Source organism: Rhizobium sp. AAP116, from assembly GCF_001295785.1.
Taxonomy (GTDB): Bacteria; Pseudomonadota; Alphaproteobacteria; order Rhizobiales; family Rhizobiaceae; genus Allorhizobium.
This window is the reverse complement of the sequence record NZ_LJIB01000025.1, coordinates 34,819-50,297: the sequence shown is the minus strand read 5'-3', so window position 1 is coordinate 50,297 and position 15,479 is coordinate 34,819. Positions and strand designations below refer to the sequence as shown.

Here is a 15,479-nt window from a genome sequence, read left to right as displayed (position 1 = left end):
GGCACTGCGGTGTTATGCCAACTCATAACCCATCGGTACGCCGGCTTTCAACTGTATGCCGCGCATCTCTCCGCTTTACCATGACACGTCAATCAATGAGCCACCAGCATCCGGTACTCTTCCGCCAGTCTGTGCATGCCACATAAGATCAGACCAAACAGCATGGCCTCTCATAAATCCTGATCGAAGTGATCGAGCCGGATCTGCCCCACAGAAACTTCCGAGCAACGGCTTCCATCGGCGCCTCATTGCTGGAGAGCGCACGAAGGTATCCTGTTTTATCTCTTGTACGCCACACGCGTCGGCGGCGTCTTATGTAACCAAAAGGCTAGGCTGTCAGTCAGGGGCTTGAACGGCGTGACATGAGGTTTCATCTGTTGAAATTAGTCCGAACAAGAGCTGTCGTGCATGATCTTCGTCGTCGGCCGCAACCGCTTGTTCCAACGCTCGCAACCAACTGGCGATGTCGTAATTAGCGATCCCTGTGGAGTCAGCACGCATAATTTTCGGGTGACGGGTAGGTTGGGCGTTATTGCGATCGTAGAACAATTCTTCGAATAGTTTTTCTCCGGGCCGTTTCCCGATTACCTCGATTGCGATGCCGCTGTCCGGACTATCGGCATCTCTAACGTTGAAACCTGCCAGTCGGATCATGTTTTCCGCTAGGTCTCCAATGCGTACGGGCTCCCCCATGTCTAGCAGGAACACGTCGCCTCCAGCCGAAAGGGCGCCGGCCTGTACTATAAGCTCTGCAGCTTCCGGAATGGCCATGAAATAACGCGTCATTTCCGGATCGGTAATCGTCACCGGCCCCCCTCGGGCGATCTGCTGCTTGAATAGTGGCACGACAGAACCGTTCGATCCGATGACGTTTCCGAAGCGGACGGCGCAAAAAATTTGCTTCTCTGGCTTTGATCGAGCCTCGATAGCCATTTGGCGTACAACGAGTTCAGCCCAACGCTTTGTTGCTCCCATAACATTGGTCGGTCGAACGGCCTTGTCGGACGAAATCAGGACAAAGCTTTCAATTTTTTGCGCAGCAGCGATCTTCGCGACGGTTAACGTACCAAAAACGTTATTGCGTATTCCTTCAAGCACGTTTGCCTCAACTAGCGGAACATGCTTGTGGGCCGCTGCATGATAAAGCACTTGTACCTTGTGGGTTCGAATTGCTCGTTCCACTGACTTGGCATCTGTCACCGAGCCAAGGACTGGAACTGCCGTGTGGCTTCCTAGTGCTGATAATTCCTGTTCGATACGGTAGAGCGCGTATTCACTTGCCTCAAAGAGGATTAGTTTTTCTGGTTTCCGCCGGATTATAAGGCGGCACAACTCAGAGCCGATCGAGCCGCCGGCACCCGTAACCATCACAATCTTGCCAGCAAGCGCCTGATCCAGCAACTCCGTTTCAGCCGGAACGAATGAGCGCCCGAGCAGCTCGTCGATTTCTATCTCGCGTATCTGACTCACAATGTAGCGGCCGTCCACGATATCGGCTATTGCTGGGAGGCTTCGCACCTTAACTCCAAGCCCCGTCACTTGCCCAAGCACGGCCTGCCGGTTGTCCATAGGTATGGACGACATGCTAACAACGATTTCTTTGATGCCATAGCGATCGATTAATGATGGAAGATCGCTGGACGGAAGAACACGGTAGCCGCCGATATCCCGCCCATGATTGGCCGGGTCGTCATCGATCAGCCCCATTACATAACGATTCCCGTGACCTCTTAGGGCCTGCGCAAGTTGGGCAGCCGCGGGTCCTGCTCCGTAGATGAAGATCGGTTCTTCGTTGCGGCGAAGACCGGTACCCGAGACTAGGATCCACTTGGCAGCGAAACGCACGGCGCCAATTAATAGTGTTCCGAGAATGAAGAAGAGAAACGGAACGGATCGGGGCACGATGCCTTGGCCCGCCATCTCCATCAGGAAAACGATGATCACCCAGCTTGTCGTGGCGATCAGCATTGCCTTGATGATAGTCCACATGGCTGCCTCTGGCAGATAGCGGATCACCGAACGATAAAGACCCAACCTGATGAATATGGGAATTGCAACAAGTGGCGCCAAAGCAGCGAGAATCAATCTTTCGCTTGTTAGCGCCGGCATCCAGACCGACAGGCGAATGGCATAACTTGCCCAGAGGGCAATCACCAAAGCCACAATGTCGATGCTGATCATGGCGACCCTCTTCCACAGCCGAGGTGTCCTGATGATCCGTTCTCTTATGTTTTTGACCAAGGTTTTGTTGGTCCACTCAGAAGCTAGCATAATCCTGCCATTCACCTACTAATGTCGGACGCCGGTACCGCCCACAACCTTCAGGGCCGTCACCCCTAGAATGTGCAAGTCGAAAAGAAAGTTCTGACGTTTAAGATACTCGACGTCTAGCGCGACCTTGTCCGGAACAGCTAAATCGTCTCGTCCATTCACTTGGGCCCAGCCTGTCAGCCCCGGCAACAGCAAATGCACACCATGAACCGTTCTCGCCCGGACAAGGTCATCTTGATTAAACAGCGCTGGTCGGGGCCCTACGAAGCTCATGTCGCCCTTTAGGATGCACCAAAGTTGCGGAAGTTCGTCCAAACTAGTTTTTCTTAAAAAGCTGCCAATCGGGGTAAGATATCGTGATGCATCTTCGAGAAGATGGGTCGCCACCTCGGGGGTGTCAGTTCGCATTGTTCGGAACTTAGGCATCAGGAAGAGGCGATTGCCACGACCCACGCGCTGAGACCAATACAATGTGGGCCCGTGGGATGTGGCACGCACACAAAGCGCAATCACTGCCATTGGCACGGCAAATACAATCAGTGCCAGAAGTACGCCGGCGATGTCGCATGTTCGTTTTACAAGCATTGATGAATGGCCCGACATGGATCCCGAAAATCGATCCACGCGTCAGTAATGCAAATCGCCGCCAATCGCCAGCACCGACTGCGATTCGAGATTCTAGTTTCGCGGCTTTTCGCCCGAAAGTCCGAATTTTGAGGAGAAGGTTGATCACCGGCTAGACGACAACATCCCGCACTGGCTCCACATCACCCTAGATCGTATCCGTAAAATGTCAAAGTCTTGAGATCCTGCAGTTAAAGGAGCCCCATCAGCCCTCTGACCCCGCCCGAAGACCGGTCACTGCGCGCTCTATCGCCTAACGCAAGCAAACCACAATATACGGCATGGAAATGGGCTCTGTCCGTTCCGCACCTCGCCCTGGCGCTCTAGATCCGCTGATCCCGCAACTAGTTGGCGACTTGCATTTCAACGTGGTCGTAGCTAGTACGAAACCAGATACCGATCATCATCATCCACTACATATCATTGCATGATGAGCTGCAGGATTGTGCAATCAGACTCGCATGGTTTCAGGCGGACGAAGGAGCCATAGAAATGGTCGCAAATTGGTTCTGATTGGCATTCTCGCTGGACGGTCCGCGCAATTAGTAATTTCCCTTCTAATGCTGCGGGCTGCGACATCGCTGCTTTCTCCCGAAGAAATGGGAAAGATCGCGCTCATCGTTGCCACAGTTGCTTTTTACTCGATGTTCCTCATAAATCCGATTGGAACATTCATAAATCGCCGCTTGCACGCGTGGAGCAATAGTGGCTTTGCAAATACATACCTCTTATACTACTGCTTTTACATTATTATTGTGTCTTTATTTCCGGCAATTTCCTTACCGATCATCATTGGTTTTTCAGGCATAGAATTTGGAGTGAATGGATTTTTACTGACTTTTGTTGTATGCGTTTCACTAATCGCAAATACCGCAAATCAAACTGTAATCCCGTCTTTAAATCTATTGGGATATAGCTACCTTTTTCTAGTTTTGTCCATTTTAACGCTGGTTGTCGGATTCGCCTTTGCCTTAGTATTTGTCGAATTATACGGCCCCCTAGCGCACCATTGGCTCCTCGGATTGATAATTGGCCAAGCCGCTCTTGCGGCAGTGGGGGCAATCCTACTGGTGAAAAAAAACAAAAGAAACGCTTCTTCAAAGCAGAAAAAGCCTGGCCGCGCACACTTTGTTTTACTGTATGGTTTTGCTTGGCCGGTAGCAGTATCGGCCGGCCTGGGATGGGTGCAATCACAAGGATATCGTTACATAGTAAGTAACTGGGTCGGACTCGATCAATTGGGCCTGTTCGTTGCAGGCTTTACAGTGAGTGTCGGCATCATTTCAGGTGTGGAGTCAGTTTTAACGGCTTACCTTCAACCAAAACTGTTTCGAGACGCTAATTCCGTGTCAGGGGTAAAGCGGAATGAAGCATGGTCGTTATACGCCTCAACAATAGTACCACCGCTTCTTGTCACCGCTGCGCTGGTTGTCGGCTTAGCACCCGAATTGACCCGACTGCTATTGGGCGAACGCTTCTATCCCGCCGCGAGTTTCGTAGTCTGGGGCGCGTTGGTCGAGGCCTCACGGGCGCTATTTGGTGTATACACGCTTGCAGCACACGTCAGGATGAACACTCGGGCACTAATTGTCCCAAGCGCCATAGGGGCTGCGCTCTCGCTGGTCTTGTGTATGAGCATGGTCCCAAGCTGGGGGTTGTTAGGCGCCGGCGCCGCTATAACACTGTCTGGTTTAGCTGGCCTGACCGCCATGCAGCTCTCCCTTATCCATCAGTCCGGCCCCATCCTCTCGTCGAAAGCTGTCTGGCGGGGGCTGTTGATGGCAACGATGCTTGTGACCGCCGGTTATGCGATACGGGGCGTAGTAGGTTCGGAGAGCCTTATGCAGCAGATGGCCACCGTTGGGCTAACCGGGGCAGTTTTTGCTGCGCTCCAATTCTTGTTGCTCCGCCACCATCTAGTAGTTCGAACTGTCGACGGGACCAAACAATGAAAATACTCCTATGCTGTATGATGCACGCCTATGGTGATCCAAAACGAGAGAAGTCATACGAATACTTCAATTTCTGGCATACTCTTGTGGAAATGGGGCATGAGGTAGAGGTTTTCGACTACATGGATCTCGTTCGAAAGAACGGCAAAGAAACAATGAATTTCGCCTTACGAAAGAAAGCTGAAGAATTCCGCCCCGATCTAGCAATTTTCTCTTTGTACACCGACCAGTTTTACGAACAAACGATCGAATATGTAAGGCGAATCACAAAGACATTCTGTTTCTTCCACGATGATACCTGGAGAGTTGAATACTCTCATCATTGGGCGAAATATTTTGACTTTTTCTCCTCCCCTGACCCACACGCACGCTTGAAATACGATCAGAATATATCAGGAACATGCCTGCATTTTCCCTTCGGGTGTAATGAATCGCTCTTTAGGCGAGATCCTGACACGAAAAAGGAATACGACGTGTCCTTTGTTGGTACTTGGCATCCTTGGAGAGCTTGGCTCATTGAAAGGCTCAGAAAAGCGGGCGTCAAAGTCTACGCTGCTGGATTCCGCTGGAAATCAGGCGAGGTAAGCCAAAGTGATATGATAGATGTTTTTAACCGGAGTAAAATAAACCTAAATCTATCTAACTCTGCCTCGTGGGATTTACGGTATCTCATCTCCTCACCAAGGGCGTTTGCGAGCAGCGTGAGAAGTCACAAAATTGGCGAACAGTTGAAAGCGCGGCTATTTGAAGTTGCCGGCTGCGGGGGGTTTCAACTTTCATATTATGTCGAAGGGCTTCCGAACTGCTATGAGATAGATAAAGAGGTCGTAATATATACAGATCCTGACGATTTATTAAACAAGGTACGCTTTTATTTGAAACATGACGATCTAAGAAACTCGATCGCAGAGGCCGGCTATCGGCGTACGTTACGCGAGCATACATTCAAGCGACGGTTCGAGAAAGCGTTTCAGCAAATGGGATTGGCAAATGCCTAACTCATCGGCGTTAGTGCGTATCTGCATCCCGACCTACAACGCGGCAGCTCACTTCCGTAAGACGCTAGACTCGATCGTTAATCAGTCGCATCGCAACCTGGAGATCGTTGTGGTGGATAACGCATCCACAGACGACACTGTAGAAATCGCCCGATCGTTTCAAGATCCGCGAATCACCGTCCTTGAGCACACGGAAAACGTACCGGCCGAAGAAAATTTCACCCGATGCATTAAGCTTTCTTCAGGGGCTTACACAGCAATCTACCATGCGGATGATGTGTACAGCTCCCAAATGGTTGAGCAACAAGTAGCCTTCCTGGAAACGAATTCAGATGCTGGCGCTGTTTTTGTGAATGCTAATTTGATTGATGAAGAGGGACAGGAAATCGGACGCTACGGCCTTCCCGAGCGCAGTCAAACAGCCAACAATCTCTACGATTTCCAGAGCATATTTCGCCTTGTACTGCGGCACTCAAACTTCTTTATATGTCCCAGCGCGTTGGTTCGGTCAGATGTGTACGCTGACCACATTAGGGAATGGAGGGGTGCTGAGTTCAAGACTAGTGCGGATCTAGATGTATGGTTTCGGATTCTCCAGAAATGTAAAATCGGAATCCTGCCGCAAAGATTGATCGATTACCGAATAAGTCGTTCACAAGGCTCACTTGCGCTACGATCCCGTGTCCATCGTGCAGACTTGTTTCTAGTGCTGGATCACTACCTGGCTCTGCCCGAGGTCCAGGCAAATCTTACATGCGAAGACCACCGGTACGCTGAGCGACTTGCGCGTACGGATCGGATCATTAGGGCGGTCAACCTCTATCTAGCCGGCGAACCTGCCCAAGCCCGCGCGCTAACTCGCGGAATAATGTCCGTAGACGCAGTTCGTGCCGCATTTAAGGACTACAGAGGCGCATCAACTTTCATCGCAGGAACCTCCATCCAATTTTTCACAGCACTAGGCTGGCATTCGCTGGGAAAGACATTGGTCGCGAGCATGAAGCAGCTCGCCGGCAAGTGAACGCGGCTCTATAAAGGTCAAAACATATATGGCTATATACATCGATCCTTCGTATCCGGACTACTATGGCGATAAACTATTCGATATAGATGATAAGAGATTAAATCGAGATGGAACCTTGCTGCCGTTCGCTCGTCTGCGCGCGCAACTGAATTTGCAAGGTGTGGACATCCATACCTTCGATTCTTGGAAAGAGAATTCGAAAATCGACAAGGTCGATAGCTATTTTTCCCTTGGGATGCTCAAAAATTACCGTCAACTAATCGGGAACAATAATATCAAGCTGGCAGGTTTTATCATCATGGAGCCGCCCGCCGTTGCTCCACGACTTTACAAAGCCCTCCCCGAAATCACAAAGTATTTTGAATGCGTATATTTGCACAATGTGCACGGAGATGGATACTCACTCAAAGGTGTCGACCGCTCCAAACTGCGGAAATTCTATTGGCCTCAGCCGTTCAATGACGTTTTGCAACCATCCTGGAGCGAGGAAGAGCGCCTCGAACGGATCGTCGTAATAAACGGAAATCATCTACCTCGATCGTTTAGTCGGGAACTATATAGCACGCGAATCGCCGCCATGGCGGCGCTGGCACCTCTACAAAATGTCGACCTGTATGGGCGAGGTTGGTCGGATTGGTGGTCTCATCGTTCAATGTGGCCACCATATTGGATGAATTATAAAAAGTTAATGTCAGTTTATCGAGGCGCATGCGAATCTAAATACGATGTCCTCGCGAAATACAAATTTAGCCTTTGCTTCGAAAACATGGCGATGGAAGGATATGTTACCGAAAAGATCTTCGATTGTTTTTATGCTGGATGCGTCCCTTTATATCTTGGAGCTACCGACATCAACACATTGATACCTGATGACGCCTACATAGATTGTCGCCAGTTCGCCTCATGGCTTGACATGGATAAATATGTAAAGTCAATTAGCGCCAAAGATATAAATAAAATTCGTGAAGCAGGAAAAGAATTTGTCAACAGCAAGAATTATAGTCTATACTATGATTCTTTGTTAAATATAACTCATAGCAATTATTGATAGATTTTACAGATCAGATTGAGCAGTACAGGAAAATAAAAACGTAACTTGGTTGCCTTAGGACTATGCATATGCAAATCATCAATCGTTATTGGAAAGTTATTTTCGTATTTTCTGTGCTCTCATGGGTCACAATTACGGCAATTTCAATTGAAAGTTTTAAGGGATCGCATGAACTATACATTTTGTTCTCAATTGTTTTCTTTATAATCGCGGTCGATTGTATTTTTCGGCCAATCGGCTTTTCCTACTTTTTCCTGGTGGCTTTTTTAACCCTTGGATTTTGGGCAAAGTTAGCTTTGCACGAGTTTTTCCAATATCCCTATCTAGAGCCGACGGGGCTCTTCGACGATTCAGCTTCTTCGTGGAACGAGGTTTTGTCGGTGGCTATCGTAGGCGCGCTAGCCGTATTCACCACCAAAATGGCCCTCGCTAAGCATCTATCAAGCTCACCGAACCCCACTTCTTTGCCGAATCCACCGTCATGGTACCCCACAGTCCGAATCCCTTTATGGACACTGATGTGCATCGCTGTAGTCGCTTTGCCGCATCTGAATAGCACACTCGGTGTATCGCAGTCCGGAAACGCTGCCCGACTTGTGTTACCTTGGCCGTTCGGTGGATTGGCTGCCTGGGTATTGGGATTCGGCTTAATTGCTTGCGTGCTCACGATAGTCGGATGGGACCATCGTATGAGAAAAAACTGGTTGGTGGGCTTCTTCGTTATTCTATTAGAGGGATACAGTTCTGCAACATCTTCGCTCAGCCGCGCCGCGTTTATTTTCCACACTGTGCCATACATTTGGAATCTATGCACATTTCGGTTGCCTGTCAGTAAGCGAGCTTATCTGGTTCCATTAATCTTTCTTGTGTGGGTCGTGGTCCTAGTGGCAAGTTTACGATCAGTCATGGAAACCCGGTATTACGCACCTGACCCTTCCGCGGTATCCGATGAAACATCTCTACTAACCCCCCTGGAGCGTGTTCCGTTTCTAATCGTGGATCGCTGGGTAGGGCTAGAAGGTGTAATGGCCGTGGTTGGATATCCCAACAAGGGATACGACCTACTAACAACAGCCGCTGCGGATCGTCGGGAGCAGGGCAAGTTGGATTTCTTTACATCTGAGATCACCAAAACGAAGCTGAGCGCGGCGGAACTAGAGCATATTCAGTATGCGAGCATCCCTGGAGCGTTCGCTTTCTTTTATTATACAGGATCATTATTTTTCGTATTTCTCGGAAGCTCAGCGCTCACTTTCTTGGCAATCAAGTCGGAACGGATGGTTGTTCAGTTTACTCAGAACACATATCTTGCGAGCTTCTGGGGTATGATGGCGGCCCAAACGGTAGCTAGCTTTGGGTTGGGTCTGACGCAAACGATTATGTATTACGGTGTATGTTGCGCCTTCATAGTTTTTGTTTGGCTGGTACAGCGTCGCAGTTCTTCCGCGCTTTGCAATGGTGGGTATGATGAAGTCTCGTAAGCCGAAAGTCTGCTGGGTTGTCGCCAGTCCACTTACGATACAGTTCTTTTTGCAGGGACATATCCAAAAAATTTCAAAATACTACGAACTAACGATAGTCACTAATCTGACTGACGGATCCGCGTCCTTAGATATTGGCGAGTCGGTAAGGGTTATTTCGCTACCGTTCGAACGTCAGGTTTCTTTGTACCGTGATATGGTTGCGCTGGTTAGATTATTTTTGCTTTTCTTACGCGAGCGATTTGACGTGGTCCACACATTGTCTCCGAAGACAGGTTTGCTGGGGATGGTTGCCGCTTGGGCGGCGCGGGTGCCTGCGAGGGTCCACACTTTTCAAGGCGAGGTCTGGATCACTCGCAGGGGTCTCTGGAGATTGCTGCTCAAGTCACTGGACAAACTAATGGCGCTTTGCTCCACGCATCTACTCGTGGTCAGCCGATCTGAGGCAGAGTTTCTTAGCGAGCAGAACATTGTGGCCATCACCGAATTAGAAATGCTCGCAAACGGTTCAATATGCGGGGTGGATCTAGCTAGGTTTAAACCAGATAGCTCTTGGCGCGCTGAAGTGCGCGAAGAGCTTTCAATAGGGGTTGATAGCAGGGTCGTAATATTCGTAGGCCGATTCACAGTTGATAAAGGCATATTAGATCTCGCGAACGCTTTCAGTCGGGCGGTCGTGCATCATCCTGATTGCTATCTCCTCTTTGTCGGACCGGATGAGGAGGCTATGCGCCCCGTGCTAGAGCAGATATGCGCGTCACATAGAGACCGCCTGCGTTTCGTAGGTCATACCAAGAGCCCTGAACGATACATGGCTGCGTCCGATATTTTGTGCCTACCGAGCTATCGCGAGGGGTTCGGGTTGGTTTTGATCGAGGCAGCGGCGGTGGGCCTACCAACGATCGGCTCGCGCATTTACGGCATTTGCGATGCAATTGTTGACCAAAAAACTGGCCTTCTTTTCGAACCTGGTGATGTCAATGATCTAACAACGAAACTTGAAACTCTGTTGGATGACCCAGACTTGGCAAACAAGCTTGGGAGCTCAGGCCGGATGCGGGCCACTGTAGAGTTTTCACATGTCTTGCTCGAGGCCGAGATGTTAGCGTTTTATAAAAGGGTCGTTGAAGAGCAGAGCAAAGAACTTTAAGCGATTAGGGTTGCAGCTTAGGCGCAGCGCACGATGAGGTCCCTATGGAGCTGTTTGGGTACCAGCGGGGCCGAAGGCGACATTGTTCCACTAACTTCGGTGTTATTTCGATTCGGGAGCAACCTGTTTAAAGGGTGTCTGCCTGACCTTGCCCCGCTGAACTAATCCATTTTGAAGTAAGCTCTGGCCTATTGAGAGGACCAGGGAATGAAGCGCAACCGTTTCACGGACGAACAGATTATCGGCATTCTGAAGGAGCACGAGGCGGGCACGCCGGTCTCGGAGCTTTGCCGCAAGCACGGCGTCAGCGATGCGAGCATCTATAAATGGAAGGCCAAATTCGGCGGCATGGACGTGTCCGAAGCCAAGAGGTTGAAGACACTTGAGGACGAGAACGCGAAGCTGAAGCGGCTTCTGGCTGACGCGATGCTCGACAATGCGGCTTTGAAGGACCTGTTGGGAAAGAAGTGGTGACGCCCGCAGCAAGGCGGAAAGCTGTCGTGTATCTGATGGATCACCACCAGATGAGCGAACGGCGGGCGTGTAAAGCCAGCGGCTTTTGCCGAATGACGGTCCGTTACGAAACCAGGCGCAGCGACGATGATCGTCTTCGCGAGCGAATGAAAGCATTGGCGCATGAGCGCCGTCGCTTTGGCTATAGACGCATCCACGTGCTGTTCAAACGCGAGGGGCACCATGTGAACCACAAGAAACTCTTCCGGCTGTATCGGGAGGAGAAGCTGACGGTGCGCAAGCGCGGCGGCCGCAAGCGAGCGATCGGCACACGTGCACCGATGCTGGTCCCGATGACGGCCAATGATCGCTGGTCGCTGGACTTTGTGTCGGATCAACTCACCGATGGCCGCAGGTTCCGGGTGCTGACGACCGTCGATGATTGCACCAGGGAATGCCTGGGTCTTGTCGCCGACACATCCCTTTCCGGTCTGCGCGTTGCTCGTGAACTGGACCGGATCATCGAGGAGCTCGGCAAGCCGAAGATGATTGTCAGCGACAATGGTAGCGAGTTCACCAGCAACGCGATCCTGCAATGGACAGACCAGGTCAAGGTGGAATGGCACTACATCGCGCCGGGTAAGCCGATCCAGAACGCCTTCATCGAAAGCTTCAATGGCCGACTGCGGGATGAACTCCTGAACGAGACGCTCTTCTCGTCATTGAGCCATGCCCGATCAGCGCTCTCAAGCTGGCGTAGCGACTACAACGATCATCGACCACATTCCGGCCTCGGCTGGCTGACACCGGCCGAGTTCGCTCAGACTATCAATCCGCGACGTGATGCGGTGCTGCGCAGCCGGAATGGCTCCGCACCGCAACACGCCGCTACCGCCCTGAATACAGCAACACAAAACCGCCGGAGCGAACTCAAAACTGGATAAAACTTGGGGGCAAGGTCATGCCCCATCTACTGTATACCCACTCTTGCGCGGGCGTAATGCCGTCGATGCTATGTCTGGGCCATCCGCGGTCTAATTGTCCCGAGCCACTCCATCGCCGTCTTCTCTGCTTTCGTTCGGCTGCAGATGACATGAAGATCATTCGTGCATGCCGAACAGTTGGGTTATGATACTTGGGGGAAGCGTTTTGTTGATGCTGCCCAACCTGCATTAGCCATCACTAGAACAGCGTATGCACACAGGATTATCGCGCACTGTGGGCTGGTTAGCTTTTGACCGCCGTTTCCACTGCATCATTAATTGCTTGCCGCAGCAGGGCAAATTCCTGATCCAGCGGATAGTGATGATTGCCGATGAACAGGCCTGAACCGTCGATGATCGCAGCATTCGGCAGGTTGCCGCTGATGGAGTAGTCGAACCACTTCAGCACTTCGTTCTTGGCAAAATTGCCCGCTACGATCGGGCGCACATCAATTTTGTGGCGGTTAAAGGCGGCAATCAGGTCCTGACGGGTGAGGGGCGCGTTCGGCGCGACCAGCATCGAAAAGCCGAACCAGCTGCTTTCGCCAATCTCCTGTTGGGTGCGCAGGAAGGGGAAGTCCGCCAGCACCGCCTTGAAGCCTTCCGCATTCTTGCGGCGCTCGGCAACGAGATTCGGCAGCTTGCGCAGCTGCGCAAGACCGATGGCGCCGCTCATTTCCAGCGGGCGCAGGTTGTAGCCCGGCAGCACGAAGCGGAAGGATTCGGTAAAGGCGTCATCGCTTTTCGGCGTGGTGATCCGGTTTTCCTTCGGCAGGTTTCGTGTCCAGCCATGGGCGCGCAACGCCAGCAGGATGTGGTACAGCTCCTCGTCATCGGTTACCACCATGCCACCTTCCATGGTGGAAATGTGGTGGCTGAAGAAGGCGCTGAAGGTGCCCATGATGCCATGCGTACCCGCCTGTCGACCCTCGAAGGTGGCACCCATGGACTCACAGTTGTCCTCGATGATGTCGATCTGCCGGTCACCGATGATTTGGCGGATGCGGGCAAAATCATTCGGGTTTCCGAGCAGGTTCACCACCATGATCGCCCGCGTCTGCGGGGTGATGGCCCGCGCCAGTTGGTCGAGGTCATAGTTGAGCGTGTTGATGTCCACGTCCACGAAGCGCAGCTTCAGGCCGTACTGGTAGAGCGGATAATAGGTAGTGCTCCAAGACACGGCCGGCACTATGACTTCCGCCCCCGGCAACAGCGCCGCTTCCTTGCGGTAGCGCAGGGCACCCACCATCACCAGATTGGCGGAGGAGCCGGAATTGACCATTACGCAGTACTTGCTGCCGCACCAGTCCGCAAAGGCCTGCTCGAACTCGGCCACACGCGGACCCATCGAGAACATGCCCGATTCCGTCACGCTGCGGATCGCGGCGTATTCTTCTTCGTCCCAGCTCGAATTAGCCAGCGGATAGGTCATTTGCGTCATCCAGTTTCAGGAAATACTCATAGGTCCGGCGGATGCCTTCGCGCAGGTCCGTGCGCGCAGTCCAGCCAAGTTCAAGCTGACGGGAGACATCCAGCAGCTTGCGCATCATGCCGACAGGCCGGGATGTATCAAACACGAAGCTGCCATCATAGCCGATGACATCGGCAGCAGCTTCATAGTAGTCACGCACGGACAGGTCTGTGCCAACGCCGATGTTCAGGTCACCTGGCAGCGCCTCGATACGGTCCAAAAAGAACAGGATCGCCTGCGCCAGATCGCCCGCAAACATGAACTCGCGCCGGGCCGTACCGTCACCCCAGATATCCACCTCGCGCTGGCCGGTCAGCCGCGCCACATGCAGCTTGCGGATCACCGCCGGCACCAGATGCGAGACCTTCGGGTCGAACTTGTCGTAGCGGCCATACAGGTTGCAGGGGATCAGCGTCTTGTACTGCAGCTCCGGCTCTTCCTTGCGCAGATAGCTGCACAGGCGCGCCGTGACGCATTTGGCCAGCGCATAGCCCTCGTTGGTCGACTCCAACGTGCCGCTCAGCACGTCTTCCTCATGCAAGGCATCCGGGCTGTTGCGCGGATACATGCAGGAACTGCCGAGGTTCAGCACGGTGTTCACCCTGGCCTCGCGGGCGGCCAGAAGCAGGTTCTGCCCCATCGCCAGATTGCGCGTAAGGAATGCGACGGGCTCGCGGATATTGGCCTGAATGCCGCCGACATGACCGGCGCAATGCACGATCACATCCGGCCGGTTTGCCTGAAGCCAAGCCAGAAGCGCCGCCTGATCCAGCAGGTTGACGCTGGCGCTGGACGGCGCCAGCACCTCATGTCCGGTGCCTGCAAGCTCATCCAGCAGGTTGCGGCCAACCATGCCGGATGCGCCGGTGATGAAGATCCGTGCCATGGATCAAACCCCGGCCGGCTGGCTTCCCGCATGGCGGCGGGCCTCTTCCAGATCGCTCGCCACCATTTCCTTCACAAGGTCACGGAACGGCGTCGTGTGCTGCCAGCCCAGCTTGGCCTTTGCCTTGGAAGGATCTCCCAGCAGCAGGTCCACCTCAGTCGGGCGGAAGTAACGCGGGTCGATCTTCACCAGCTCGGCGCCGGTCTTGCCGTCGAGGCCAACCTCGTCCACGCCCTCGCCCTCCCAGACGATGGTGCGGCCCAATTCGCCGAAGGCCAGTTCCACGAATTCACGCACGGAATGGGTTTCGCCCGTCGCCAGAACGTAATCGTCCGACTCGTCCTGCTGCATGATCCGCCACATGCCTTCCACGTAATCGCGGGCATGGCCCCAGTCGCGTTTGGCATCGAGGTTGCCGAGATAGAGGCTCTTCTGCTGACCCAGCTCGATTGCCGCCACGGCGCGGGTGATCTTGCGGGTCACGAAGGTCTCGCCGCGGATCGGGCTTTCGTGGTTGAACAGGATTCCGTTCGAGGCGTGCATGCCGTAAGCCTCGCGGTAGTTCACTGTGATCCAATAGGCATAGAGTTTGGCGACAGCATAAGGGCTACGCGGATAGAAGGGGGTAGTTTCCTTCTGCGGCGTCTCCTGCACTTTACCGTAAAGCTCTGATGTTGAGGCTTGGTAGAAGCGAGTCTTGTCTGCAAGCTTCAGCAAACGGATTGCTTCGAGCATGCGCAACGTACCAATTGCGTCCGCGTTTGCCGTATATTCCGGCGTGTCAAAGCTAACCTGGACGTGGCTTTGCGCTGCAAGATTGTAGATCTCATCCGGCTGTACTTCTTGAATGATCCGGATAAGATTTGTGGAATCTGTCATGTCGCCATAGACAAGTCGGAACTTGGTTTCAGACTCGTGTACGTCTTTGTACAGATGATCGATGCGCCCGGTATTGAAAGACGATGATCGGCGTTTCACACCCCAGACCTCGTAGCCCTTTGAGAGGAGGAGTTCGGCAAGATAGGCGCCATCCTGTCCTGTAACGCCGCTAATCAGTGCTTTCTTAGTCAATTTCGTCAACCTTGGTACTTGTTGTCGCCGCGTGTGTTCTTGCAATCAGCCGATACACGATCAT

12 protein-coding genes are annotated in these 15,479 nt (G+C 52.6%); 7 read left to right on the top strand and 5 right to left on the bottom strand.

The genetic code is table 11. The annotated features are described in order from the left end of the window. Nucleotides 1–336: 336 nt before the first annotated feature. Together IP85_RS13875 and IP85_RS13870 are read right to left on the bottom strand one after the other, a co-directional pair. Nucleotides 337–2,271: a nucleoside-diphosphate sugar epimerase/dehydratase gene (locus tag IP85_RS13875; protein ID WP_054150273.1), complete on the bottom strand. Its 1,935-nt coding sequence runs from the start codon at nucleotides 2,269–2,271 to the stop codon at nucleotides 337–339. An 18-nt stretch (nucleotides 2,272–2,289) separates the two neighbouring features. Further along, nucleotides 2,290–2,856 carry a sugar transferase gene (locus tag IP85_RS13870; RefSeq protein ID WP_054150272.1) on the bottom strand — a complete coding sequence of 189 codons (567 nt, stop codon included), beginning with the start codon at nucleotides 2,854–2,856 and terminating at the stop codon, nucleotides 2,290–2,292. Nucleotides 2,857–3,398: 542 nt separating this feature from the next. Here IP85_RS13870 and IP85_RS22420 point away from each other — a divergent pair. The 7 genes from IP85_RS22420 (at nucleotide 3,399) to IP85_RS13830 (ending at nucleotide 11,948) form a co-directional block, all read left to right on the top strand. Then, nucleotides 3,399–4,847 carry a hypothetical protein gene (locus IP85_RS22420; protein ID WP_054150271.1) on the top strand — a complete coding sequence of 483 codons (1,449 nt, stop codon included), beginning with the start codon at nucleotides 3,399–3,401 and terminating at the stop codon, nucleotides 4,845–4,847. Next, complete coding sequence (locus IP85_RS22415; protein WP_197278015.1) at nucleotides 4,844–5,845, top strand: glycosyltransferase; 1,002 nt, start codon at nucleotides 4,844–4,846, stop codon at nucleotides 5,843–5,845. The genes IP85_RS22420 and IP85_RS22415 overlap by 4 nt, the downstream gene beginning before the upstream one ends. Further along, nucleotides 5,838–6,866 carry a glycosyltransferase gene (locus tag IP85_RS13855; protein WP_054150269.1) on the top strand — a complete coding sequence of 343 codons (1,029 nt, stop codon included), beginning with the start codon at nucleotides 5,838–5,840 and terminating at the stop codon, nucleotides 6,864–6,866. The genes IP85_RS22415 and IP85_RS13855 overlap by 8 nt, the downstream gene beginning before the upstream one ends. Nucleotides 6,867–6,894: 28 nt before the next feature. Then, nucleotides 6,895–7,917, top strand: a complete 1,023-nt coding sequence (locus tag IP85_RS13850) for a glycosyltransferase family 10 (RefSeq protein ID WP_054150268.1) — start codon at nucleotides 6,895–6,897, stop codon at nucleotides 7,915–7,917. 71 nt (nucleotides 7,918–7,988) lie between these two features. Continuing rightward, nucleotides 7,989–9,401, top strand: a complete 1,413-nt coding sequence (locus IP85_RS13845) for a hypothetical protein (protein ID WP_156322905.1) — start codon at nucleotides 7,989–7,991, stop codon at nucleotides 9,399–9,401. Beyond that, a complete protein-coding gene (locus IP85_RS13840) occupies nucleotides 9,388–10,551 on the top strand; it encodes a glycosyltransferase (protein WP_197278014.1) in 1,164 nt (387 codons plus the stop codon). The genes IP85_RS13845 and IP85_RS13840 overlap by 14 nt, the downstream gene beginning before the upstream one ends. A gap of 207 nt (nucleotides 10,552–10,758) precedes the next feature. After that, nucleotides 10,759–11,948 (top strand): IS3 family transposase gene (locus IP85_RS13830; protein WP_156322903.1). Its coding sequence is split into 2 segments (ribosomal slippage): nucleotides 10,759–11,008 and nucleotides 11,008–11,948, totalling 1,191 coding nucleotides; the frame shifts between segments, so codons are not numbered across the junction. Between the two features lie 283 nt (nucleotides 11,949–12,231). Here the strand turns inward: IP85_RS13830 and IP85_RS13825 are convergent. From IP85_RS13825 to gmd, 3 genes are read right to left on the bottom strand one after another with little or no spacing between them, the layout of a single operon-like run. Next, nucleotides 12,232–13,419 carry a DegT/DnrJ/EryC1/StrS family aminotransferase gene (locus tag IP85_RS13825; RefSeq protein WP_054150264.1) on the bottom strand — a complete coding sequence of 396 codons (1,188 nt, stop codon included), beginning with the start codon at nucleotides 13,417–13,419 and terminating at the stop codon, nucleotides 12,232–12,234. Continuing rightward, complete coding sequence (locus tag IP85_RS13820; RefSeq protein WP_054150263.1) at nucleotides 13,400–14,344, bottom strand: GDP-L-fucose synthase; 945 nt, start codon at nucleotides 14,342–14,344, stop codon at nucleotides 13,400–13,402. The genes IP85_RS13825 and IP85_RS13820 overlap by 20 nt, the downstream gene beginning before the upstream one ends. A 3-nt stretch (nucleotides 14,345–14,347) precedes the next feature. Continuing rightward, nucleotides 14,348–15,415: a GDP-mannose 4,6-dehydratase gene (gene gmd / locus IP85_RS13815; protein WP_054150262.1), complete on the bottom strand. Its 1,068-nt coding sequence runs from the start codon at nucleotides 15,413–15,415 to the stop codon at nucleotides 14,348–14,350. Nucleotides 15,416–15,479: the final 64 nt, after the last annotated feature.